Source organism: Testudinibacter sp. P17/SS/0325 (assembly GCF_053570765.1).
This window is the reverse complement of the sequence record NZ_CM131635.1, coordinates 1795558-1816923: the sequence shown is the minus strand read 5'-3', so window position 1 is coordinate 1816923 and position 21366 is coordinate 1795558. Positions and strand designations below refer to the sequence as shown.

At 47.7% G+C, this 21366-nt stretch carries 21 protein-coding genes; 7 read left to right on the top strand and 14 right to left on the bottom strand.

Annotated elements, in window-relative coordinates; genetic code table 11:
• The first annotated feature begins 76 nt into the window (after window positions 1-76).
• Window positions 77-1312: a Zn-dependent hydrolase gene (locus ACWA50_RS08635; RefSeq protein ID WP_431051627.1), complete on the top strand. Its 1236-nt coding sequence runs from the start codon at window positions 77-79 to the stop codon at window positions 1310-1312.
• An 88-nt stretch (window positions 1313-1400) separates the two neighbouring features.
• A complete protein-coding gene (locus ACWA50_RS08630) occupies window positions 1401-1769 on the top strand; it encodes a rhodanese-like domain-containing protein (protein ID WP_431051625.1) in 369 nt (122 codons plus the stop codon).
• Window positions 1770-1824: 55 nt separating this feature from the next.
• On the opposite strand, the gene ACWA50_RS08625 is transcribed toward ACWA50_RS08630, so the two are convergent.
• Window positions 1825-3486: a bifunctional metallophosphatase/5'-nucleotidase gene (locus ACWA50_RS08625; protein WP_431051623.1), complete on the bottom strand. Its 1662-nt coding sequence runs from the start codon at window positions 3484-3486 to the stop codon at window positions 1825-1827.
• A 92-nt stretch (window positions 3487-3578) separates the two neighbouring features.
• A complete protein-coding gene (locus ACWA50_RS08620; RefSeq protein WP_431051621.1) occupies window positions 3579-4556 on the bottom strand; it encodes an oxidoreductase in 978 nt (325 codons plus the stop codon).
• A 102-nt stretch (window positions 4557-4658) separates the two neighbouring features.
• Here ACWA50_RS08620 and ybaK point away from each other — a divergent pair, with 102 nt between their 5' ends.
• Window positions 4659-5135 carry a Cys-tRNA(Pro) deacylase gene (gene ybaK / locus ACWA50_RS08615; RefSeq protein WP_431051619.1) on the top strand — a complete coding sequence of 159 codons (477 nt, stop codon included), beginning with the start codon at window positions 4659-4661 and terminating at the stop codon, window positions 5133-5135.
• 550 nt (window positions 5136-5685) lie between these two features.
• Here the strand turns inward: ybaK and ACWA50_RS08610 are convergent.
• The 6 genes from ACWA50_RS08610 to ACWA50_RS08585 form a co-directional block, all read right to left on the bottom strand.
• Window positions 5686-6447, bottom strand: coding sequence for a lysophospholipid acyltransferase family protein (locus tag ACWA50_RS08610; RefSeq protein WP_431051616.1), 762 nt, complete (start codon window positions 6445-6447; stop codon window positions 5686-5688).
• 29 nt (window positions 6448-6476) lie between these two features.
• Entirely contained in the window at window positions 6477-7229 is a 753-nt protein-coding gene (locus tag ACWA50_RS08605; RefSeq protein ID WP_431051614.1) for a GNAT family N-acetyltransferase, read from the bottom strand.
• 65 nt (window positions 7230-7294) lie between these two features.
• On the bottom strand, window positions 7295-8551 hold the full coding sequence (locus tag ACWA50_RS08600; protein WP_431051612.1) for an FtsX-like permease family protein: 1257 nt from the start codon (window positions 8549-8551) through the stop codon (window positions 7295-7297).
• A complete protein-coding gene (locus ACWA50_RS08595; RefSeq protein ID WP_431051610.1) occupies window positions 8545-9231 on the bottom strand; it encodes an ABC transporter ATP-binding protein in 687 nt (228 codons plus the stop codon). The genes ACWA50_RS08600 and ACWA50_RS08595 overlap by 7 nt, the downstream gene beginning before the upstream one ends.
• A gap of 23 nt (window positions 9232-9254) precedes the next feature.
• Window positions 9255-9671 carry a hypothetical protein gene (locus ACWA50_RS08590; RefSeq protein WP_431051608.1) on the bottom strand — a complete coding sequence of 139 codons (417 nt, stop codon included), beginning with the start codon at window positions 9669-9671 and terminating at the stop codon, window positions 9255-9257.
• Between the two features lie 121 nt (window positions 9672-9792).
• Window positions 9793-11538 carry an alkaline phosphatase gene (locus ACWA50_RS08585; RefSeq protein ID WP_431051606.1) on the bottom strand — a complete coding sequence of 582 codons (1746 nt, stop codon included), beginning with the start codon at window positions 11536-11538 and terminating at the stop codon, window positions 9793-9795.
• A gap of 236 nt (window positions 11539-11774) precedes the next feature.
• On the opposite strand from ACWA50_RS08585, the gene ACWA50_RS08580 reads away from it, so the two are divergent.
• The gene (locus ACWA50_RS08580; RefSeq protein ID WP_431051604.1) at window positions 11775-11942 is read left to right on the top strand and encodes a hypothetical protein; all 168 of its coding nucleotides are present in this window, start codon (window positions 11775-11777) and stop codon (window positions 11940-11942) included.
• A gap of 27 nt (window positions 11943-11969) precedes the next feature.
• Here the strand turns inward: ACWA50_RS08580 and ftsH are convergent, their stop codons facing one another.
• Together ftsH and rlmE are read right to left on the bottom strand one after the other, a co-directional pair.
• Window positions 11970-13892, bottom strand: coding sequence for an ATP-dependent zinc metalloprotease FtsH (gene ftsH, locus ACWA50_RS08575; protein ID WP_431051602.1), 1923 nt, complete (start codon window positions 13890-13892; stop codon window positions 11970-11972).
• Window positions 13893-13953: 61 nt separating this feature from the next.
• Window positions 13954-14583, bottom strand: a complete 630-nt coding sequence (gene rlmE, locus ACWA50_RS08570) for a 23S rRNA (uridine(2552)-2'-O)-methyltransferase RlmE (RefSeq protein ID WP_431051600.1) — start codon at window positions 14581-14583, stop codon at window positions 13954-13956.
• 139 nt (window positions 14584-14722) lie between these two features.
• Between rlmE and yhbY the strand changes: the two genes are divergently transcribed.
• Entirely contained in the window at window positions 14723-15022 is a 300-nt protein-coding gene (yhbY, locus tag ACWA50_RS08565; RefSeq protein WP_431051599.1) for a ribosome assembly RNA-binding protein YhbY, read from the top strand.
• Between the two features lie 27 nt (window positions 15023-15049).
• On the opposite strand, the gene greA is transcribed toward yhbY, so the two are convergent.
• Window positions 15050-15529, bottom strand: a complete 480-nt coding sequence (greA, locus tag ACWA50_RS08560; protein ID WP_431051597.1) for a transcription elongation factor GreA — start codon at window positions 15527-15529, stop codon at window positions 15050-15052.
• A gap of 221 nt (window positions 15530-15750) precedes the next feature.
• Here greA and dacB point away from each other — a divergent pair, with 221 nt between their 5' ends.
• A complete protein-coding gene (gene dacB, locus ACWA50_RS08555) occupies window positions 15751-17199 on the top strand; it encodes a serine-type D-Ala-D-Ala carboxypeptidase (protein WP_431051595.1) in 1449 nt (482 codons plus the stop codon).
• Between the two features lie 41 nt (window positions 17200-17240).
• Window positions 17241-17738: a thiol peroxidase gene (gene tpx, locus ACWA50_RS08550; protein ID WP_431051593.1), complete on the top strand. Its 498-nt coding sequence runs from the start codon at window positions 17241-17243 to the stop codon at window positions 17736-17738.
• Window positions 17739-17770: 32 nt separating this feature from the next.
• On the opposite strand, the gene rnd is transcribed toward tpx, so the two are convergent.
• The 3 genes from rnd to ACWA50_RS08535 all read right to left on the bottom strand — a co-directional run bounded on the left by rnd (window position 17771) and on the right by ACWA50_RS08535 (window position 21339).
• Window positions 17771-18907 (bottom strand): ribonuclease D, encoded by a 1137-nt coding sequence (gene rnd, locus ACWA50_RS08545; RefSeq protein ID WP_431051591.1) that lies wholly within the window; start codon window positions 18905-18907, stop codon window positions 17771-17773.
• 153 nt (window positions 18908-19060) lie between these two features.
• Window positions 19061-20746: a long-chain-fatty-acid--CoA ligase FadD gene (gene fadD / locus ACWA50_RS08540; RefSeq protein WP_431051589.1), complete on the bottom strand. Its 1686-nt coding sequence runs from the start codon at window positions 20744-20746 to the stop codon at window positions 19061-19063.
• Window positions 20747-20790: 44 nt separating this feature from the next.
• The gene (locus tag ACWA50_RS08535) at window positions 20791-21339 is read right to left on the bottom strand and encodes a Slp family lipoprotein (protein ID WP_431051587.1); all 549 of its coding nucleotides are present in this window, start codon (window positions 21337-21339) and stop codon (window positions 20791-20793) included.
• Window positions 21340-21366 lie beyond the last annotated feature (27 nt).

The window sequence follows — 21366 nt, the reverse complement described above, 5'->3', positions numbered from 1 at the left end:
TTTCGTTTATAGTGAAATGGATCATGCTTTTGATAAACTGTTTGTAAAGCTACGATGACCTTTCGGAGAAATTATTATGACTATCAATATGCAACGCGTAAAAGCCCTAATTCATCATTTAGCGTCCATCTCCGCCGAAACGCACGAATTGACGCGCCTGGCATTCAGCCCGCAAGATTTACAGGCACGTAATTATTTGCTCGATCTCTGCCGACAACAGGATTTCATCATTCGTATCGATCAAATCGGCAACGTGATTATCCGCCGTGACGGCACACAAAATGATCTGCCTGCCGTGGCATTCGGTTCGCATATCGACACCGTGGTCAATGCCGGCAAATTTGACGGACCGCTCGGCACCGTTGCCGGTTTGGAAATTCTGCTGCAACTGTGCGAACAGCAACGGCAAACCCGTTATCCATTGGAGTTAATCATTTTTACCTGCGAAGAATCCAGCCGTTTTAACTATGCTACTTTAGGCAGCAAAGTGATGTGCGGCGTCAGCAATCAAGCGGGGCTCGCCCGTTTACAAGATAAAAACGGAATCAGCCTTGCTACCGCACTTCAGCAGATCGGTTTGGATTTTAACCAAATCGAGCAAGCCAAACGTTCTGCCGCTGAATTTAAATGCTTTTTTGAATTGCATATCGAGCAGGGACCGCGTCTGGAAAATGAGAACAAAACCATCGGTGTGGTCACCGGTATCGCCGCACCGATCCGCTGTCTCGTGAAAATTCAAGGGCAAGCGGATCATTCCGGCGCGACCGCGATGAATTATCGCCACGACGCATTATTAGGCGGTGCTGAATTAGCCTTGGCGTTGGAACAAACCGCCATTCGCGCCGGGCACGCCACCGTTGCCACGGTCGGGCAAATGCAGGCGAAACCGGGGGTGATGAACGTAGTGCCGGGCTATTGCGAATTATTGGTTGATATTCGCGGCACCAATGTTGCCGCACGGGAAAGCGTATTTTCAGCCCTGCAGCGGAAAATAGCCGAAGTCAGCCGACAACGCGGCTTACAGATTGACTTACAACTCATTTCACGCGATCAACCGATTTTGTTAGACCCGGCTATGGTTAACGCCGTCGAGCAAGCCGCCGCACAATTAGGCTATGCTTATGAAATTATGCCGAGCGGCGCGGGACATGACGCAATGCACATGGCAACGCTCTGCCCGACCGGGATGATTTTTGTGCCGTCACAGCACGGTATCAGCCATAATCCGTTGGAACACACCGACTGGCAGGATGTGGAAGCCGGAATCAACGTTTTGCAAGCGGTGGTGTTGCAACAAGCGGAACTGATTTAAAATCACAGCAAAATAAGACGATTTCACAGGTAAAGTTCTATTTTCAAGCTATGCTTGCTGCGATTTTAAACATCATTAAGGGGAAAAAATGCGAGTATTAAAATGGGTAACGGCAGGCGTTTGTTTGTTAAGCGGATTATTCTCCACTGTGCAGGCAAATACCATTACGCCACAGCAATTGCAACAGCAGCAACAAAACCGGCAGGCACTGCTGATTGACGTACGCGAAGCCGATGAATTTGCCGCCGGGCATTTGCAAAGTGCGGTCAATATCCCCTATGCACAAATCGGAGCGCAAATCAGCCGATTAACCACGGATAAAACCCAAGCAATCTATGTCTATTGCCGCAGCGGCAGGCGCTCAGCCTTGGCAAAAGCCGAATTGGAAAAATTGGGTTATCGTAACGTGCAAAACCTCGGCGGTTATCAACAGTTACAAGCCGATGGCTTCAAATAAAAAATCAAAGTACGGTTTTGCTCGAACCGTACTTTAAAAATAAACCGGGATTATCTTACTTTAACCCGATAATCCGCCAACGGTTATGTGACAAACCGTCGATTTTACCTTGCTTCACCTGGGTAATATAGTCGATTATCATGTTTTGGATGGTACCAGCTTCGCTGCCTAAAGCCACTTTCGACTCCCATAACACCGGAATGGTCTGTTCTGCAAATATTCCGCCTACTTTGCTGAGTTGCCCAAAACGGTAGGAGTTCATACCGACTTTTAATTTGAGTTCATCCGTCACCGGGCGCCCATCAGCCAAGGTGAGATTCACAATTTTATGTCCGCTGGGCCGAGTTAAATCAATGTTATAGTTCACCCCGCCAAAAATATCGAAGGTCACATATTTGGACTTACCACGCACTGGATCATAACGATAAGCCGTATCACCTGCTTCAATTGTATTAAAATAGTCCGCTGACCACTCCATATACTGCTTCAACTGTTTGCCGCTTAACTCGTACACCGTCACATCGCCACCGGCATAACGATAATTAAAGATGATGTCTTTTTTCTTAATCTGCCCTTTATCCAAACGTACCGTTTCATGATCGAAGGCAAAGGAAACCACATCGGCTTTGCTGTAATGTAATTCGACATCGGTAATCAGCGACGATAAACCGGTGTCTTGTGAAAAAGCAACGGATACACCGTGATTTTTCTGTTGTAAAACCATGTCATTTGCGGTTTCACCTATCACTACATTATTCAAACGTCTTAATTCGTCGTGATAAGGCTGGTAAATGCTGACGATTTCAGGATCTGCAGCCAGCGTTTTTACCGGCACCGTTGTTGCTGTTTTTGACAACAGTTTCACCTGCTGTTTTTCATCCACATCAAAGGTTAAATCCACTTCAGAAACCACTGTACCGTAACGGTGTGGCTCGGTGATTAACACATTATTGATGGTTTCGCCGGGTATATTTTGGTGCATATGCCCGGCAATAATCACATCAATCCCCTCAACCGCATTGATCAGATCGCTAACACCGGTTCCGGCAATGTTGTTTTCATTCTCAATCCCCATATGGGCAATCACAATAATCGCATTAACATCTTGCGCTTTTAATACGGCAATTTGCCGTTTGGTTTCTTCAATCGGTGAGCTGAATTTCATTGCTTTTAGATGTCCGGTGTCCTTTTCGAAGATCTCCGACATTGGCGTGGTCAAACCGATAATTCCCAGTTTCACCCCGCCTTTTTCAATGATTGTGGAGGGAGCCAAATAGCGATCACCCGATTGATGATAGAAATTAGCAGTAATTTTTTGTGCCTGAATATCTTGCAAAATGGCATCCAGTGCCGGCATACCAAAATTAAACTCATGATTTCCCAAAACAAAAATATCATAATTCATAGCATTTAATACTTTGGGAATCGGATTGTCTTGATAGTATTGCGCTGTTTTGGCAAACACTTCCACTTGGTTATCCTGAATCGCATCACCAACATCAATCAAAATTACATTATCATGCTGCTGTCTCACCCCCTTCACATAACTTGCAATCTGGGCATAAGAACCCGATAGATCCTCAATATCTGCGCCATAACTCCACGGCACCACTCGTCCGTGCACATCGGACGTTCCCAGCAGTTTAATATTAACCTCTTTGGCGGCTACACCAGCTGCTATTGATAGCAGCAATAACCCACCTATTACTTTACGCATGTTGGACTCCTTTCATTGTTATATTTTATTATTTTTCATTTATCATGCATTCCAGTTGGCAAGCCTCGCCAAACCAAATTGCATTGATTCTGTTAATAACCCTGCAAATACGCGGTTTCCGCCAGTCGCACGCCGAGCAGCGCCAAGCTGAAACGCTGTTCGTCGCATACCGACCAGAACTGAATGCCGTTTTCCAACGCCTGCACATCGCTTATGTGAATCTGATCCTGTTCTTGATACTGTTCGCCGTTAATCACCGGTGTCACAAGTTGATCATGATGTACGGCTATTAAGGCATTTTGCTGCCAAGCCTGCTGCCATTGCTCCACATCGGTTTGGTAATCGGAAAGTGCGGTCACTTGCTGCCCCAGTCCGTAAAAAACCGCACTTTGCAGTTGATGAATCACCAACTGGATTTCGCTGTTCGGTAGGATTTTTTGGAATTGCTGCACTAAACGATCCGCACTGTGTAATTTAAACGGTGCGATATCAAACGCCAAGCGTTGTTCGCCTTCGTCCAACGGAATACCGTTCAGTAAACGCGCAGTCTGCCCTGCCAGTTTTTTCACTTGCTCGGCATTGACATACGAGGCAGGTAACATTGAACTGACCAGCAGCCGATTAATGTCGCCCTGTGCCAAGATTTCACCGGCACTCAGCAACAACTGGCTGATTTGCGGATCGGCAAGGGCGACAATATTGCGGTTACGCAGTTCTGCCAATTGCCCGTCATTAAAACCCGGTACAAGCAACGGCACATCTTGCAACGCAGCGCACACGCCGTTAAGATCAATCACCACACAGCCGCTGTCCGCCGCTTGCGCCACATACGCTGCGTGTTTGGCTTCACCGGCGAAAAACAGATATTGCTTATCCGTCCAGTCAATCTCTTCGATATTTTGCTGTTCCACCGCGCGATTGTTAAAACGCAAACCTTGCTCTTCGTTAAACGGATAAATCTCGGCGACACTCAATTTTGCCGTCGGTAATGCACTTTGTTCCAATAATTCGGCGATTTTTTCCGCCAATTCAAATTCCGCCGCCACGACAATATTTAAACTTGTCTGCATTTTTTTCTTTGCCTCTCTAGGGTACAATTCTTGGATTAAGTAAACGGCGCAATTCTACCGAATTTCGTTGCATAAGTCTGTAAAAGAATCGCGAGACCACTGATGACACCGGCAATCAATTATCTGAAAAAACAAAAAATTCCATATACGATCCACAGCTACGAGCACGATCCCAATATCACCGACTTCGGGCAAGAAGCGGCGGAAAAATTGGGGCTCAACCCCGATCAAACCTATAAAACCCTATTGGTGGCAATCAACGGCGATCAGAAAAAACTGGCGGTGATGGTGATTCCGGTATCGCACAAACTCAGCCTGAAAAAAGCCGCCAAAGCGTTACAAGTAAAAAAAATCGAGATGGCGGACATCGACGCGGCACAAAAATCCTCCGGCTATCTGGTCGGCGGAATCAGCCCGATCGGGCAGAAAAAAGCCCTGCCGACCTTTATCGATCAAAGTGCGGTTGAATGGGAGAGAATCTACGTCTCCGGCGGCAAACGCGGTTTAGACATTGCCTTGACCGCACAGGATTTGGCACAAGCGACCAAAGGGGAATTTGCGGAGTTGAAGGATGAGTGAAGCAAAACATTATTTCCTGCTCTCACAAAAAGAAAAAAACAAACTATATTGAAGAAACCTCCGTTTCCTTCTCCCTTGATGGGAGAAGGTGCCCGATAGGGCGGATGAGGGTGAAATAAAATGATAATTTTGTCCCCTCATCCTGATTATCGCTTCTGAACGAAGCGATAATCTGTCCTTCTCCCACAGGAGGAGAAGGAATTCTACCGACTTTTATCGATCAAAGTGCGGTTGAATGGGAGAGAATCTACGTCTCCGGCGGCAAACGCGGTTTAGACATTGCCTTGACCGCACAGGATTTGGCACAAGCGACCAAAGGGGAATTTGCGGAGTTGAGGGATGAGTGAAGCAAAACATTATTTCCTGCTCTCACAAAAAGAAAAAAACAAACTATATTGAAGAAACCTCCGTTCCCTTCTCCCTTGATGGGAGAAGGTTCCCGATAGGGCGGATGAGGATGAAATAAAATGATAATTTTGTCCCCTCATCCTGATTATCGCTTCTGAACGAAGCGATAATCTGTCCTTCTCCCACAGGGAGAGAAGGAATTCTACCGACTCCGCTCCAACGCTTTCGCCAGTTCGGTTGCCAACATTTGTTGGATACGATCGGCGAGATCGCGCCGGTCTTTATCGGTGGCGTCAATTGCTTCAAAGAAACGGAGTTCAATCACGCCGCGTTTTTGGGCGGCAAGATCTTTGAGGGATTGCACTAAGCTGATGTCGCCGTAATATGCCATCGTATGATTTGCACCACCGTTTTCTGCCGGGTAGAAGCACAGCACAGGCCAAACCTTACTTTCGGCGTCAATTGCGGCTTGGAAAAAGCTGCTTTTGAACGGTAACACTTGTTCGCCGTTGGTCGAGGTGCCTTCCGGAAACAGGGTGATTTGTGCGCCGTTACGCAATGCCGCCGCGACGTTATCGACTTTGCCCTGTGTACTGCCGTTGCCGCGTTGGCGGGAAACAAACACCGTGTTCGCTTGTGCTGCCAAATAACCGATAATCGGCCATTTGCGCACATCCTCTTTGGCAATAAATTGCCCCGGCAACACGGCGTTGATCGCAAAAATATCCAACCAAGAAACATGGTTGGAGATGAACATTGTACCTTTCACTTGTGACAAGTGCGGTACGTTGTGGACATTAACCCGAATATTAAACACCCGCAAAATATGTTGTGACCAGCGCTGAATCCGCGCTAATTTTTGTTCCGGGGTACACCAGCGGAACAACACCAACATTTGAAATACACCGCTCAGTAAAAAATAGGCGATTCTCACTAATCGCCAAAAAGTAACCAAAGATCGCATAAACCGCCTTTTCTTGTTCTAAGCTGGGATTAACGACAGAAATGTTTTAAATAACGCTCGTCAAGACGGGTGATCGGCATCATGATCAACACATCCGCCGAGTTGAAATCCGGATCCCAAGCCGGTTCGCCGCAAATATAAGCCCCTGCGCGCAAATAGCCTTTGATTAAGGCAGGTGTTGACACTTCAAGATCTTGTTTTAATTTATCCAGTTGTACCGGCACATGCGGAAACACACGATATTCCAACGGAGAAAGGTATTTTTTCTCCAGTTTACGATACAGACTGGCTGCCATGTGTCCGCCGTCGCTCATGCTGATACTGCCGCAGCCGATCATGTAAGACAGGTTTTCCAAATGCATAAACTTGATTAACCCCGACCATAACAACATCACTACGCCGCCGTTACGGTAATCCTTATGCACACAAGCACGCCCCAATTCGACGGTGCGATCCAAAATATGCTCAATTCGGCTGAGGTCGAACTCGCCGGCGCTATACCAGCCGCCGACTTTGCGTGCACCGTCAACGGTCAACAAGCGATAGCAACCGACCACTTTGCCGTTATCTTCATCGCGTACGATTAAATGCCGGCAATGTTCATCATATTTATCAATATCTAAGCCGTTGACACTGTTGATTTTTGCGCCCATTTCCAACGCAAAAATCTCATAACGTAAGCGTTGTGCGTCTTCAATTTCGGCTTGAGTCGACGCCAGTGTCACAACCAAACGTTGGTTGTCAATAACACTATGTTGTTCTATATGGTGCTGCTGCAACACAGATTCTCCTTACCCCAAATTGTGTCTTTTCTGTTCTCTAACTTATAATTTAGGGCGTTATCATATCATTCTTGCGTGTTTCTTAAAACATTTATTGGCGATTGGCGGTAAAGCAACAACGACGGCAACAGCGCAATCAGAATCGCAAAAATAAAATTGAACAGGATAAAACGGAACTCTTCTTCGCCCAAACGTACCGGCAGCACAAAACCGCTTTGCAGGCTGAGATGTTGCGAAATCAGTTGTGCCGCAATATAGCCGATAACTACGCCCAACAGCATTGCCAGCGCAATCATCGCGATCAGGGCAAACCAAATCAATAAGAAAATCTTGGCGCGCGGCGCCCCGAAAATCCGCCATGCCGCCACCTGCTTTTGCCGGTTTTGCAGGTAAAGCACGATAATCATCAAAAGTGCGGTTGCCACCAGCGCTTGGGTCACAATCGACACCCACAGCAGCACCTCTTTGCTGTCGCCTAACACACCGTACACCCGCACCAGCACTTCCGCCGGAAATACGGCTTGGGTGGTTTCGGTTTTATACTGGCTGCGCAATTGATAAGCGCCGGCAAAACTTTGTGGCTTAATCACCACCGCTGATACGCCCAGCTCTTCAATCGCATGGTCGTGATCGTGATCATGGTCGTGTTCATCGACATAGCCCGGCGGTCCGTCGTGTTCATGAGCGTGGTGATCATGATCGTGGTCGTGATGTTGATGTACGTCCCAAACGCTGGTGATCGGCACTAATAAGGCTTTATCCCAAACACTGCCCTCTTCCGGCAAAATGCCGACCACACGATACTCCACGTCATCATGGGCATGATGATTGCTTTCCCCCAACTGTCCGTGCATCGGGCTGAAACTGTCGCCGATCGCCAAACCGCTCTTTGCCCCGACCACCGCTTCATAATCTTTTTCGAACGTCCGCCCGGCGGCAAGTTGCCGTTCGCCGCCGTCAAGCACAAGTGCGGTATTGGTACCGACAATCGGCATATTTTGATAATAGTCGCCGAATGCCAACGGTGCCGCCCAATCGACCTGCGGATTGGCTTCGATCGCCTTAAAAACCGCCGTATCCAGCAGGTTTAACGGCGACGGTTGTAAAAACACGGTGCTCAGCACCAATTGCACTTCACTGCCCGGCGCACCGACAACCAAATCAAAACGATCCGCCGCTTGCGCACTGCCTTCGCGCAAAGCACGTTCCTGTAAACTGACGGTAATGCTCAATGCGGTGGAAAGGGCAATCAGAAAAATAATCATCAGGCTGCCGAATTTGCGCTTTTTAAAGTCAAGCAACAACAGTTTTAGCATTAACATACTTGCGCTCCTTTTTGCTGATCCGAGACAATAACCCCGTTTTGCAGCAACAGCCGGCGTTGCAGCTGTTCGGATAAAAAACGATCATGGGTCGCCACCAGCAAGGTACAGCGCTCTTTTTCGCTGATTTCCAATAATAAACGGGCAATATTGCGACTGTTTTCCGCGTCCAGACTGGCGGTCGGCTCGTCGGCGATAATCACCTTCGGCTTGGCAAGCAGGGCGCGGGCAATCGCCACCCGCTGCATTTCGCCGCGCGACAGTTGCGACACATCGGTGTTTAAACGCGGCATATTCATTTCGCCCAACAAATATTCCGCCCGTTGTTTGATCTCAACCGGAACCGTCCAATTACGGAAAGCGAACGGTAGCAACACATTTTCCAGCGCGGTCAAACCGCCGGTTAAATAAAAATCCTGCATCACCATGCCGATATGTTCAAACCGCCAAGTATCGCAGGCGGTAGCGGAAAGTGCGGTCAGCTCTTGTCCTTGCCATTGCACCGAGCCGTGAGTCGGTTTCAATAAGCCGCTGATTATATTTAAAAAAGTGCTTTTGCCACAGCCGGAAGGCCCCATTACGGCAACCTGTTGTGCCGTGGGCACGGATAATTGTCCAATGGCTAAAATCGGCTGCGGCAATGCCGGAATGTTGACGGTCAACTCCTTGATTTCTAACATTTGATCTCCTGCCAAGCTAATATTTATAATTTCTTGAATCTGGCGTTGGTAATGCGTAACAAGCTGACAAATCCCGTTTCCGGATCCGTCCACGAGCCGTATTCCAATTTGCCGGTGACGTTAATCATCGCATTATTTTGTACAAAGGGTTGTTTTTTATCCAAATACACCACAACGATGTCGGAAGGCCAATCCGCATCGGACGAGCAGAACGGGCAAAGTGCCATCGGCGCTTTGGTCAGCACGAAAAACTGCGCATCGGCTTTCAACGGCGGCGCCATAAATCCGTTCATATCAACCGTCTGATCTTTCAGGCTTTTGACTTTTTCGGAAAATTCCATGCCCAACACCGAGATTTTGTCGTACAGTTCATCGAATGTCAGTGCGGTGGAGGCATAGGACGGCAGGGTGAACAGGGACAGGGCAATCGTGAAAAACATCGGTTTTACCCCACGTAACCGTAACCGACATAACCTGAACCGACACAACTTTAACCAGTAGAAGAAAAAGAGCGGGGTTTCCCCCGCTTGATTACATCGAATCATATGCGCTGATATTCCCTTACTTATTCGCGGAATTGATCGCCAAGCTATCCACAATCACTTTATAAATATCCGAGTTTTCCATATAGCCTTTGATCGCTTCCGAACCCGGACCTTGCGCTTGAATGACGATATCGTCAATGGCGTGCACACCGGTCGATTCGCTTTTCGGCAGGATACCGGTGCGCAATACCGCCCCCGGAATATCTTTATAAGCTTCGTTGGCAACATATTGGTCTTTCTCGTTTTTCAACGCCGGTACGAATTGACCGTCCAGTTTCGGGCGGAACGTTTCGTAGTAGTCAGGATAGTTGTTGAAGAACACCGCCAGACGTTTGCTGACATCCAGTTTGTCCGGATAGCCGTCGCCGTTTTTATCTTCATAGTTCGGATAACCGGCTGCGGCATACACGCCCACTTTCTCACGCATTTCATCGCCCGGTTTCTCATCGTCAACCGTACCGATCAGCGAGATCCCGTGGGTATGGTCACCGGTGACGATAATCAAAGTATCCGGATTTTTCTCAGCAAATTCCTGTGCGATTGCAATGGACTGATCCATCATGATGGTGCTCATAATCGCACGTTCCCAATCCAACGGGTGCGAGGCTTTGTCGATTAATGAAGATTCCACCACTAATACGAAACCTTCCGGATTTTGCGACAACACATCAAGTGCGGTTTTGGTCATGGTGGTCAAATCCGGTTGATCCGGGAATTTTTTGGTGACGCCGTTATCGGTCAGGAAACGACGGTCTAACACGGTATCCATATTGCCGGTATGGAACAAGCCCAATAATTGTTTAGTGCCTTGCGGAATTGAGGTCAACTCGGTGTTGTTGGTCACCAAATGATAACCGTCGTTTTTGAACATATCGATGTAATTCAAATCATCTTTACGTTTTGAACCCGGTATGCTTTTCGGCAGGAAATAAGCCGAGCCGCCGCCCATGATCACATCCGGTTTCACATCATGGAACATACCGGTGATTTTATCTTTATCGGCACGACGGCGTGTGTGTGCCACAACTGCCGCCGGGGTTGCGTCTTGCACTTCGGAATCGGTAACCACGCCCACGCTTTTGTTGGTTTTACGTTTGATTAACTCGCCCAGCGTTTCTTGTTTCGGGTGGTTTAAATTGTCTGCCGAACGGCTGACATACACGCCCAAGGCATTGATCGCCGATTTATGTCCGGTCATATACGCACTCATGGTATTGGCGCTGTCCGCCGTGATCGCGTCGGTACTGGATGTGCCGATAAAACCGGTTACCGGGAGGCTGTCCATCGCCAATCGGCCATCGGCTTTACCTTCGGTGACGCCTTTGGATAAGATCCGTGCGCCGGTACGGTGAGCGACGGACAAACCGTCACCCAAGAAGAAAATTATGTTTTTCGCTTTTGCCACATCCGGCGTTTGATACACCGTCCAGTTAACCGCACTTTCTTTACCATTTGCTTTGGCTTCGACTTTATAGTCGCCGGCAGCTTGAATACTGACATTGCGTAACCATAACGCCGAAACGTCTTTGCCGTCTTCTTTTTCGACAAACTCAACGTTGCTGCTGCCTAATACGTCTTTGAAGTCTTTGCCGTTGATTAAAATGCTAATTTGATCCGGATTAACGATTTCATCAAATTCCACTTTGAAATCAAATTTCCCGTCTGCCATCATGGTGGCGCGGTCAATCGGATAAATCGTCTGTGCGACCGCACTTAACGGCAAGGCTGCTACCATCAATGGTAATAGGTAACGTAACTTCATTTTTGTCTCCTAATGTTTATATAGTAATAAATGCTCACTGAAATAATTAGTTTGCTTCGCACACACTATACAAAAGAAATATTACAGGAATATGACAACCGGGGATTTAAATGCCGCTATTTCGCTATCTTTGCTTTCAGCCGTAATGATGACGTGCTAATCACATTTGCCGTGGCGCTGTTCGGCTTGGGAGCGGCGGTGTCTCACCTGCAAATTTTCGCCTTTGCCCGAATACGATGAATGCAATCAAAAAAGCCGCCGGCTTAGAAATGCCAATTATGCCGCCCGCGGCGCTATATCCGCAAAAACGCTTAGTCCAGTTTGCAATCGCCTGTCGGTTGCCGTTTTATCTCGGCTTATTGATTTTGCCTGCTATAACAAAAAACCTGCCAATTGAAAATTGACAGGTTTTTGTTTGTTCAAGCAAGAAATTACTCTTTATCTTTGCTTTGCGGATTATCACTATCCTGATCGGAAATCACTTCTTCTTCCAATTCATTCTCTGCTTGCTTATTCTGCGCTTCCGCCTTCGGCGCTTCGCCTTCCCAACCCGGTGGCGGCGTTACATCACGGCGTTGCATTAACTGTTCGATTTGCTCTTCTTCAATCGTTTCATATTTCATCAATGCGTCTTTCATTGCGTGTAAAATATCCATATTTTCCAGCAACAATTGGCGTGCGCGTTTGTAATTGCGATCCACAATTTGGCGCACTTCTTCATCAATTAAATGTGCCGTTTCGTCCGACATATGTTTGGCTTTCGCCATCGAACGTCCTAAGAACACTTCGCCCTCGTCTTCCGAATATAGGATAGGCCCTAATTTATCGGAGAAGCCCCATTCGGTCACCATCTTGCGCGCAATATTGGTCGCCACTTTAATATCGTTCGAGGCACCGGTGGAAATGTTGTCTTCGCCGTAAATCAAATCTTCCGCTAATCGCCCTGCATACAAGGTCGAAAGTTTACTTTCTAATTGTTTATGGCTAATGCTGACTTGATCGCCTTCCGGCAAGAAAAAGGTCACGCCCAATGCACGCCCGCGCGGAATAATCGTCACTTTATGCACCGGATCGTGTTCCGGCACCAAATAACCGACAATCGCGTGCCCCGCTTCATGATAAGCGGTCGATTCTTTTTGTTTCTCGGTCATAATCATGGTCCGGCGTTCCGGCCCCATGTTGATTTTGTCTTTGGCTTTTTCAAATTCGACCATGGTCACAATGCGTTTGTTGGTGCGTGCGGCAAACAATGCCGCTTCATTGACCAAGTTCGCCAAATCCGCACCGGAATAACCCGGCGTACCGCGCGCAATCACCATCGGATCGACATCCGGTGAAATCGGCACTTTACGCATATGCACTTTCAGAATATGCTCGCGTCCGCGTACATCCGGCAAGCCGACCGTGACTTGACGGTCAAAACGTCCCGGACGGGTCAATGCCGGATCGAGTACGTCAGGGCGGTTAGTTGCCGCAATCACGATCACGCCGGAATTGCCCTCAAAGCCGTCCATTTCCACCAACATTTGGTTTAAGGTTTGTTCGCGCTCATCATGACCGCCGCCCAAACCGGCGCCACGTTGGCGACCGACCGCATCAATCTCATCAATAAAGATCAAACAAGGTGCGGCTTTTTTCGCTTGTTCGAACATATCGCGCACCCGTGATGCGCCGACCCCGACAAACATTTCCACAAAGTCCGAACCGGAAATGGTAAAAAACGGTACTTTGGCTTCCCCGGCAATCGCTTTTGCCAGTAAGGTTTTACCCGTTCCCGGCGGTCCGACCATTAAAATTCCTTTTGGAATTTTACCGCCCAACTTCTGGAATTTGCTCGGATCACGCAGGAAGTCAACCACTTCGCCCACTTCTTCTTTCGCTTCATCACAGCCTGCCACATCGGAAAAACGGGTGGTATTTTGTTCTTCGCTCATCATGCGCGCTTTACTTTTGCCGAAGCTCATGGCTTTGCCGCCACCGCCCTGCATTTGGCGCATAAAGAAAATCCATACCCCGATCAACAATAACATCGGGAACCATGAAATCAGGATTTGTGAGAATAAGCCGCGTTTCTCCGGCGGTGTTCCGGAAACTTTGACATTCTTTGTGATTAAATCATCAAGAATTTTGGAATCATAAATCGGCATGACAGTTTGATAACGATCACCGTTATTTTTGGTCACCGTGATTTGACTGTCTTCAAAACGTGCTTCCGTCACCTGATTATTGCCGACATCACTCACAAAAGTGGTGTAATCCACTCCGCCGCGCGCATCAGGATCCGCATTAAAACTTTGAAACACGGACATCAGAATCACACCGATCACCGTCCACAAAATCAGATTTTTTATCATGTCGTTCTTCAAGGGCTGACCTCGTTTATTTCCTTGTTTAACAAACCGGTGGCATAGGTTACTATAATTTGTACCCGGTTGCCACAATATATACCTCGCGCGAACGATCACGCGAAGCCTCAGGCTTACGCACTTTGACTACACTGAACAGAGAACGAATCTCTCTCAAATACTCGTCAAAACCTTCCCCCTGAAAAACTTTTACTACAAAACTGCCTTTCGGCGCAAGCACTTGGCGGCACATATCCAATGCCAATTCCACCAGATACATCGCACGCGGAATATCCACCGACGGTACGCCGCTGAAATTCGGCGCCATATCCGACAGCACCACATCCACTTTACCGTCGCCGACACGCTCTAAAAGTGCGGTCAGCACGTTTTCATCGCGGAAATCCCCCTGCAGAAAATCCACCCCGGCAATCGGATCCATATCCAGAATATCGCAGGCAATCACCCGTCCGTTACTGCCGATTTGTTTCACCACATATTGCGACCAACCTCCCGGTGCTGCGCCGAGATCGACCACGGTCATATTCGGTTTGAACAAACGATCCGATTGTTGGATTTCATCCAATTTAAAATAGGCCCGTGAGCGCAATTTTTGTTTATGTGCTTTTTGGACAAAGTGATCTTTAAAGTGTTCATTGAGCCAGCGGGTTGAACTGGCGGAACGTTTTTTCTTTCCCATTTCTATTTCTCTTGCGATAATTACCGACCTTAATCGGCAATTATGTTAATATGGCGTTCAAATTGAGAGATTCAAGGCTAACTAGTCAATTTATTTACTGTTTCTCTCTTGGATTATACCTAATTTAAAAGGATTTTTTATGGCTATCAGCTTAACCACCAAACAAAAACAATATCTGAAAGGCTTGGCGCACAATTTGAAACCGGTTGTGATGCTCGGCGCCAACGGTTTGACGGAGGGCGTCGTTGCCGAAATCGACAATGCCATCAGCCACCATGAGCTGATTAAAGTCAAAATCGCCGGCGCAGAACGCGAAACCAAACAGCTCATTATTGACGCCATTGTGCGCGAAACCGAGGCAAGTGCGGTGCAATTAATCGGGCATACCTTGGTGCTTTATCGTCCGGCGAAAGAACCTGCGATTCGCTTACCAAAATAACAGAAGTGCGGTTTTCACCGCACTTTTTTATGCCTGATACAACACATCCACAATATCAAATTCGACTTTGCCGCCCGGGGTGGTGATAATCGCGTTATCTTCCACTTCCTTACCGATCAAGCCGCGTGCAATCGGCGAATTAACCGAAATCAAACCGCTCTTGATATCCGCTTCATCATCACCGACGATTTTATACTGCACTTCTTCTTCGGTTTCGACGTTCATCAAGACCACCGTCGCGCCAAAAATCACCTTACCGTTATTTTTCATTTTGGTGATGTCGATAATTTGACAATTGGATAATTTGCCTTCGATGTCCTGAATCCGTCCTTCGCAGAAACCTTGCTGCTCACGCGCCGCATGATATTCGGCATTTTCTTTCAAATCGCCGTGCTCGCGCGCCTCGGCAATCGCTTTGATAATTTCCGGACGACGGGTATTTTTCAGGTAATCCAATTCTTCTTTTAGCTTTTCTGCGCCACGCACAGTCATGGGAATTTGTTTCATAAACGCTCACTATTCTATTTTTTATAGACAAAACAAAACCACAGCATAATCATTTATGCTGTAGCAAAAATATCAAATGCAGTCAGAAAGCCACGCTTTACACTGTATGACAATTCGTCCCGAAATAATCGTTTACCTTGCTGACAGATGGCTCTATTATGGACATCTTATAAAAAAAGGCAACCAAAAACACCTGTTCAAACTTCGCATATATCCCTATTATGAAACGATCTTGTTATACCCATCTAAAAAAACTCTCTTTTTCTTTACTCGGATTGGCTTTTCTCTCGCTGCCGGCGCAAGCCAAAGTTGAAATCAGCGACTATCTGCCGCATTTGCCGCTCGGTGCCAGTGTCGGGTTTGTCGCTGAAAATTTGTCGCGGCAGCAAACGATCGCCGACTATAACCAACATATTCTGATGTTGCCCGCCAGCACGCAAAAAGTCTTCACCGCACTTGCCGCCAAACTCACTTTAGGCGATCAGTTTCAATTTAATACCGATTTGGTCAGCCCTGCCAAAATTAGCAACAAAACCCTGCAAGGGGATCTCAGTATCCGTTTCGGCGGTGATCCGACATTAACCAGCGGACAACTTTATCAATTGCTTGCCAAGCTCAAACAACAAGTCGATAACATCAAAGGCAATATCGTACTGGATACCAGTATTTTTAACAGCCATGATCGCGGTTTAGGTTGGATTTGGAACGATTTAACCATGTGCTTCAATGCGCCGCCGTCTGCCGCCAGTATTGACGGCAACTGTTTTTCGGTCGAACTGAATGCCTCGGGTAATGTCGGCAGTGTAGTGCAAGCCACCGTGCCGTCACATTTTCCGGTGCAAGTCTTCAGCCAAGTGCGGATCGTATCCAATCAAGAAGCGGGAAATTGCGCCTTTGATGTGGTCGTCAATGACAACAACCGTTATACCTTAAAAGGCTGTATCGCACGCCAAGCCAAGCCGTTCGGCTTGAGTTTTGCGGTGCAAGATCCCGACAGCTACGCGATTGCGATTATCATGGCGCAATTGAAGCGTTTAGGGATCAACGTCAACGGACACATTATGCTCGCCACCAATCCGACCCAAGGTACGGTGTTGGCGAGCCACCGTTCAAGCGCATTACCGGAACTGGTAAAACGGATGATGAAGCGTTCCGATAACCAAATCGCCGACAGTCTGTTCCGCCGTATCGGTTATCAATACTATAAAAAACCGGTCTCTTTCCAACAAAGTGCCGGCGCCATGCGCCAAATTCTGACCCGTCAAGCCGGAGTGGATTTCGGCAACAGCCAAATCGCCGACGGCTCAGGGCTCTCACGCCAAAATTTAATCAGCCCAAGTGCACTTTTACAAACCTTGAATTACATCAGCGCCAACGATGATAAACTGAATTTGCTGAGCACTTTTCCGATTGCCGCTCATGACGGCACGCTGAGCGGGCGCGGTTCAATGGGCGAAGCACCGCTGGCGAAAAACCTGATCGCCAAAACCGGGGCGCTGAAAGGGGTTTATAATTTAGCCGGATTCATGCACAATGCCAAAGGCGAACGTATTGCGTTCGTACAATTTATCAACGGTTATTCCACCGGCGACTTGGAAAGCAAAACCAAACGCAGCCCGTTAGTGAATTTTGAGAAAAGTGTGTTCACCGCACTTTATCAAGAACCTTAAGTAATAACCGAAACTTATCTGATCATTTAATAGGAGAACATATGGCGAATGTGACATTAGGCGGTAACCCGATTGAAGTGCAAGGCAATTTTCCAACTGCCGGCGAAACCGTTGCGGATTTCAGTTTAGTGAAAAGTGATTTAAGCGAAGCCGCACTTGCCGATTATCAAGGCAAACGCAAAATCCTGAATATTTTTCCAAGTATCGACACCGGCGTCTGCGCCACTTCGGTTCGTAAATTTAACCAACAAGCGGCGGATTTAAACAATACGGTGGTACTGTGTATCTCTGCGGATTTGCCCTTTGCGCAAGCCCGTTTCTGCGGCGCGGAAGGTTTGCAAAATGTGGTCACTTTATCCAGTTTCAGAAACCGCACTTTTGCCGAAAACCTTGGCGTTGCCATCGTGAGTGGTCCGCTGAGTGGGCTGACGGCAAGAGCGGTGATTGTGTTAGATGAAGAAAGTAAGGTACTGCACAGCGAGCTGGTTGCCGAAATCAAACAAGAACCGGATTACGACGCAGCATTAGCGGTGTTGTAATATAAAGTAAGAGACGTCAATAGGCGTCTCTATCATTCGTTCGGTTGAATCCATTGCAGTAAACGTTCGCCATACGGCTTGCGCCAGCCTTGCAACAAACGCGGCAATGACAACGCCTCACGCTCACCGTCTTCGCGCCACGCCCATTTAATCAACTGATGTAACACTTTGCGGCTTGCCAGATTCTCTTTAGCGATTCCCGGCGGGCAAATATCATTAAGTTGCTTTTGCAGGGCTTTCAAGGTGTTTTTATACGCCGGTAACACTGAAATTTGCGCGATCGTCGGCGGATAGTCGGCGCTATCGGTTTTTTGCGCCTGTGCCACTAATTGCAGGATTTTTTTGCCGTGCATACGGATTTCATTCGGATGAAACCCTAAATCCAGCAATTCCGAGGTATGCTTCGGCAAACGCTCCGCCGCTTGAAACAAAGCTTGCTCTTTCACCACAAAATTTAGCGCCAAATCACGTTCAAGTGCGGTTAGGTATCGCCATTTCGCCAATAATTTCAGCGCCATCAAATGTACGCCTTGCAAGCGCCATGCATTGCCAATATTAAGATAGGCTTGTTCGGGATCACTTGTCGCAGTAGCACGTTTCAGCAAAAATTCACACTCTTCACTGACCGCACTTTGCCACTCCGTTTGCGCCAGCTGCTGCGCCATATTTTGGTATAACGGCAATAAATACCACACATCGGCAGCGGCATATTGCCGTTGTAACTCTGATAGTGGACGCGCCAACCAATCGGTGCGCGACGCACCTTTGTCCAGTTCCAATTCAAAATAGTGCGCTATCAGCTTGGCAAAACCGGTCGAATTCTGGAATCCGAGAAAATCCGCCATGATTTGGGTGTCGATCATCGGCTGCGGTTGCCGTTGGAAATAGGTTTGGAACACCTCAAGATCTTCACTGCAAGCGTGCAGGACTTTTAACACATTGTGATCGGTCAAAAGTGCGGTAAACGGCGAAAGATCGTCGATTGCCAACGGATCGATTAAACTCAAGCGCTCACCGTCATATACCTGAATCAAGCCCAGTTTCGGATAAAAAGTGCGGGTGCGGATAAATTCGGTATCCAGCGCCACCGCACTTTTTTGCCGTGCTTGCTCGCAAACGGTTTGCAATTGTTGATTGCTGTTGATCCAGAGATAGTTGAGTGGTTGCATTGGATTGTCTCGGTTGGGAAGAACTGAAAGTCGGGGCGGATGGTATATCCGCCCGAACCGCACTTTACATTTTTCTATTGTGGATTAAATGCTTATACCACACTTCGTAAACGGGCGGATATACCATCCGCCCCGGCTTATATCGCTTACACATTACACCGCCGACCGTTTCGCCAACTCTTCATCACGCACCACGCGGCGCAAAATTTTACCGACATTGCTTTTCGGCAATTCGTCACGGAATTCGATTTCGCGCGGCAATTTATAGCCGGTCAGATGTTCGCGGCAGTGTTTGCGAACTTCATCTTTGGTCAGGGTTTCATCGCGTTTGACCACAAAAATCTTGACCGTCTCGCCGGAATTGGCATCCGGCACGCCGATTGCCACTACTTCCGACACTTTATAATTCAACATCACCACATCTTCGATTTCATTCGGATAAACATTAAAACCGGAGACGATAATCATGTCTTTTTTACGATCAACGATTTTCAGATTTTTATCTTCGCCCATCACCACAATATCGCCGGTGGCAAGCCAACCGTCTTTCAACACCTCCGCGGTCGCCTCAGGTCGCTGCCAATACCCCTGCATAACCTGATCACCTTTCACCCACAACTCGCCGCGTTCGCCAATGGCGGCTTCCGTACCGTCGTCTTTGATAATTTTAATATCGGTATTCGGAATCGGCACCCCGATATTGCCGTTATGTTCGGTGCTATGCGGCGGACAGGCGGCAATTAAGGGCGAACATTCGGTCATACCATAGCCTTCGATAATATTGGTCCCCGTCAGTTTGTGCCAACGATCCGCCACCGCTTGGTTAACCGACATCCCGCCGGCGACCGACAGTTTTAACGCCGAAAAATCCAATTCTCTGAAATTCTCATTGTTTAACAATGCGTTAAACAAAGTATTGACCCCGGTAATCGCCACATACGGGTGGCGGCGCAGTTCTTTGACAAAGCCGTTAATATCGCGCGGATTGGTAATCAACACTCCGGTCAAACCTAATTCGATAAACAACAAGCAGTTGATAATCAAAGCAAAAGCATGATACAACGGCAGCGCAATGATCGCTTCGCGCACCGGTGAATGTTCAATAAACGGATTGGCAACCCAGCGTGCCTGAAAAATATTGGTTAAAATATTCTTATGGCTTAACATTGCCCCTTTTGCCACGCCGGTCGTACCGCCGGTATATTGTAAAAACGCCAAATCTTCGCCGCTCACTTGCGGTTTTACATACTGGCGCATTTTGCCGATACTCAACACTTCGCGAAACGTGACTGCGCCGGGCAATTTATATTTCGGCACCAATTTTTTGATGTATTTCACCACGAAATTGACCAAATTACGTTTACCGAACGACAACTGATCGCCCATGCGGGTCAAAATAACGTGTTTAACCTCCGTTTCCGCCACCACACTTTCAAGCGTAGCGGCAAAATTAGAAACCACCACAATCGCCACCGCGCCGCTGTCTTGCAATTGGTGCTCCAGCTCGCGCGGGGTATACAGCGGATTGACATTCACCACCACCATGCCGGCACGCAGTACGCCGAACAATGCAATCGGATATTGCAATAAATTCGGCATCATCAATGCCACCCGATCGCCTTTTTTCAGTTTTAATACGTTTTGCAAATACGCGGCAAAGGCACGGCTGCGTTCTTCCAGTTTGCGGAAGGTCAGTTCCTTGCCCATATTGATATAAGCCGCTTGATCCGGGCGCTCACGCACCGCATTTTCAAACATTTCCAACAAAGAACGGTATTTATCCGTTTTAATCACGCGCTCCGCGCCTTCCGGATAGTTGTCAAACCAAATTTTTTCCATAGTCATCCTGTTTTATTATTTTTTATTAATGCCGACGAAAGCGGTTATCGGAGTGCAGCCCGCGGTTTCCACATTGGAAAGCCACCGAAAAAATAACCATGCCGCTGCGAATCCCAATAATCAAACCACGCTTCTTCATCATAATAGTATTCAACCACTTGCTGCCAAATGCGATAGTTGTCAGCTTTGACCAGCGGGTAAATATAATCTGCTTGATCTATTTTGCCGCCGAGTTTACCGCTCAATACGCCTTTCACCGTGATATATTGATTGTCTAAGCTAAGCGGATCGACGAAACCGTTTAAAACCGCAATGAAACGCCCGTCGCTATGGCTGTCCAAAACCGGTTTAGCGCTAAACCGATCGATGGTCATACTCAATATTTCAACTTCGGTCGTATTATTTTTCAGTACCGCCGCTTTAATCACCTTGCCGCCCAACCGCACTTGCTGACATTGGCAGTCAAAATCCGCCGTTGCCAATTGCGCATAGCTAATCAAGGTGTTATCACCGCGATCCAAGCCTTGCGGCGCCAGTTGGCAACCGCTTAACATGGCACTGAAGAGAATCGGAATCCAGATAAATTTTTTCATCTTACGCTCCTTAACGGCAAACCATCT

Excerpts from the sequence above, each read along its gene's own strand:
- rnd (WP_431051591.1), bottom strand. The coding sequence starts at position 18,907 with ATGCAACCACTCAACTATCTCTGGATCAACAGCAATCAACAATTGCAA.
- greA (WP_431051597.1), bottom strand. The coding sequence starts at position 15,529 with ATGAAACAAATTCCCATGACTGTGCGTGGCGCAGAAAAGCTAAAAGAA.
- ACWA50_RS08610 (WP_431051616.1), bottom strand. The coding sequence starts at position 6,447 with ATGCGATCTTTGGTTACTTTTTGGCGATTAGTGAGAATCGCCTATTTT.
- fadD (WP_431051589.1), bottom strand. The coding sequence starts at position 20,746 with ATGGAAAAAATTTGGTTTGACAACTATCCGGAAGGCGCGGAGCGCGTG.
- yhbY (WP_431051599.1), top strand. The coding sequence starts at position 14,723 with ATGGCTATCAGCTTAACCACCAAACAAAAACAATATCTGAAAGGCTTG.
- ybaK (WP_431051619.1), top strand. The coding sequence starts at position 4,659 with ATGACACCGGCAATCAATTATCTGAAAAAACAAAAAATTCCATATACG.
- ACWA50_RS08600 (WP_431051612.1), bottom strand. The coding sequence starts at position 8,551 with ATGTTAATGCTAAAACTGTTGTTGCTTGACTTTAAAAAGCGCAAATTC.
- ACWA50_RS08535 (WP_431051587.1), bottom strand. The coding sequence starts at position 21,339 with ATGAAAAAATTTATCTGGATTCCGATTCTCTTCAGTGCCATGTTAAGC.
- ACWA50_RS08595 (WP_431051610.1), bottom strand. The coding sequence starts at position 9,231 with ATGTTAGAAATCAAGGAGTTGACCGTCAACATTCCGGCATTGCCGCAG.
- ACWA50_RS08590 (WP_431051608.1), bottom strand. The coding sequence starts at position 9,671 with ATGTTTTTCACGATTGCCCTGTCCCTGTTCACCCTGCCGTCCTATGCC.
- ACWA50_RS08585 (WP_431051606.1), bottom strand. The coding sequence starts at position 11,538 with ATGAAGTTACGTTACCTATTACCATTGATGGTAGCAGCCTTGCCGTTA.
- tpx (WP_431051593.1), top strand. The coding sequence starts at position 17,241 with ATGGCGAATGTGACATTAGGCGGTAACCCGATTGAAGTGCAAGGCAAT.
- ACWA50_RS08580 (WP_431051604.1), top strand. The coding sequence starts at position 11,775 with ATGAATGCAATCAAAAAAGCCGCCGGCTTAGAAATGCCAATTATGCCG.
- ACWA50_RS08635 (WP_431051627.1), top strand. The coding sequence starts at position 77 with ATGACTATCAATATGCAACGCGTAAAAGCCCTAATTCATCATTTAGCG.
- ACWA50_RS08620 (WP_431051621.1), bottom strand. The coding sequence starts at position 4,556 with ATGCAGACAAGTTTAAATATTGTCGTGGCGGCGGAATTTGAATTGGCG.
- ftsH (WP_431051602.1), bottom strand. The coding sequence starts at position 13,892 with ATGATAAAAAATCTGATTTTGTGGACGGTGATCGGTGTGATTCTGATG.
- rlmE (WP_431051600.1), bottom strand. The coding sequence starts at position 14,583 with ATGGGAAAGAAAAAACGTTCCGCCAGTTCAACCCGCTGGCTCAATGAA.
- ACWA50_RS08625 (WP_431051623.1), bottom strand. The coding sequence starts at position 3,486 with ATGCGTAAAGTAATAGGTGGGTTATTGCTGCTATCAATAGCAGCTGGT.
- ACWA50_RS08630 (WP_431051625.1), top strand. The coding sequence starts at position 1,401 with ATGCGAGTATTAAAATGGGTAACGGCAGGCGTTTGTTTGTTAAGCGGA.
- dacB (WP_431051595.1), top strand. The coding sequence starts at position 15,751 with ATGAAACGATCTTGTTATACCCATCTAAAAAAACTCTCTTTTTCTTTA.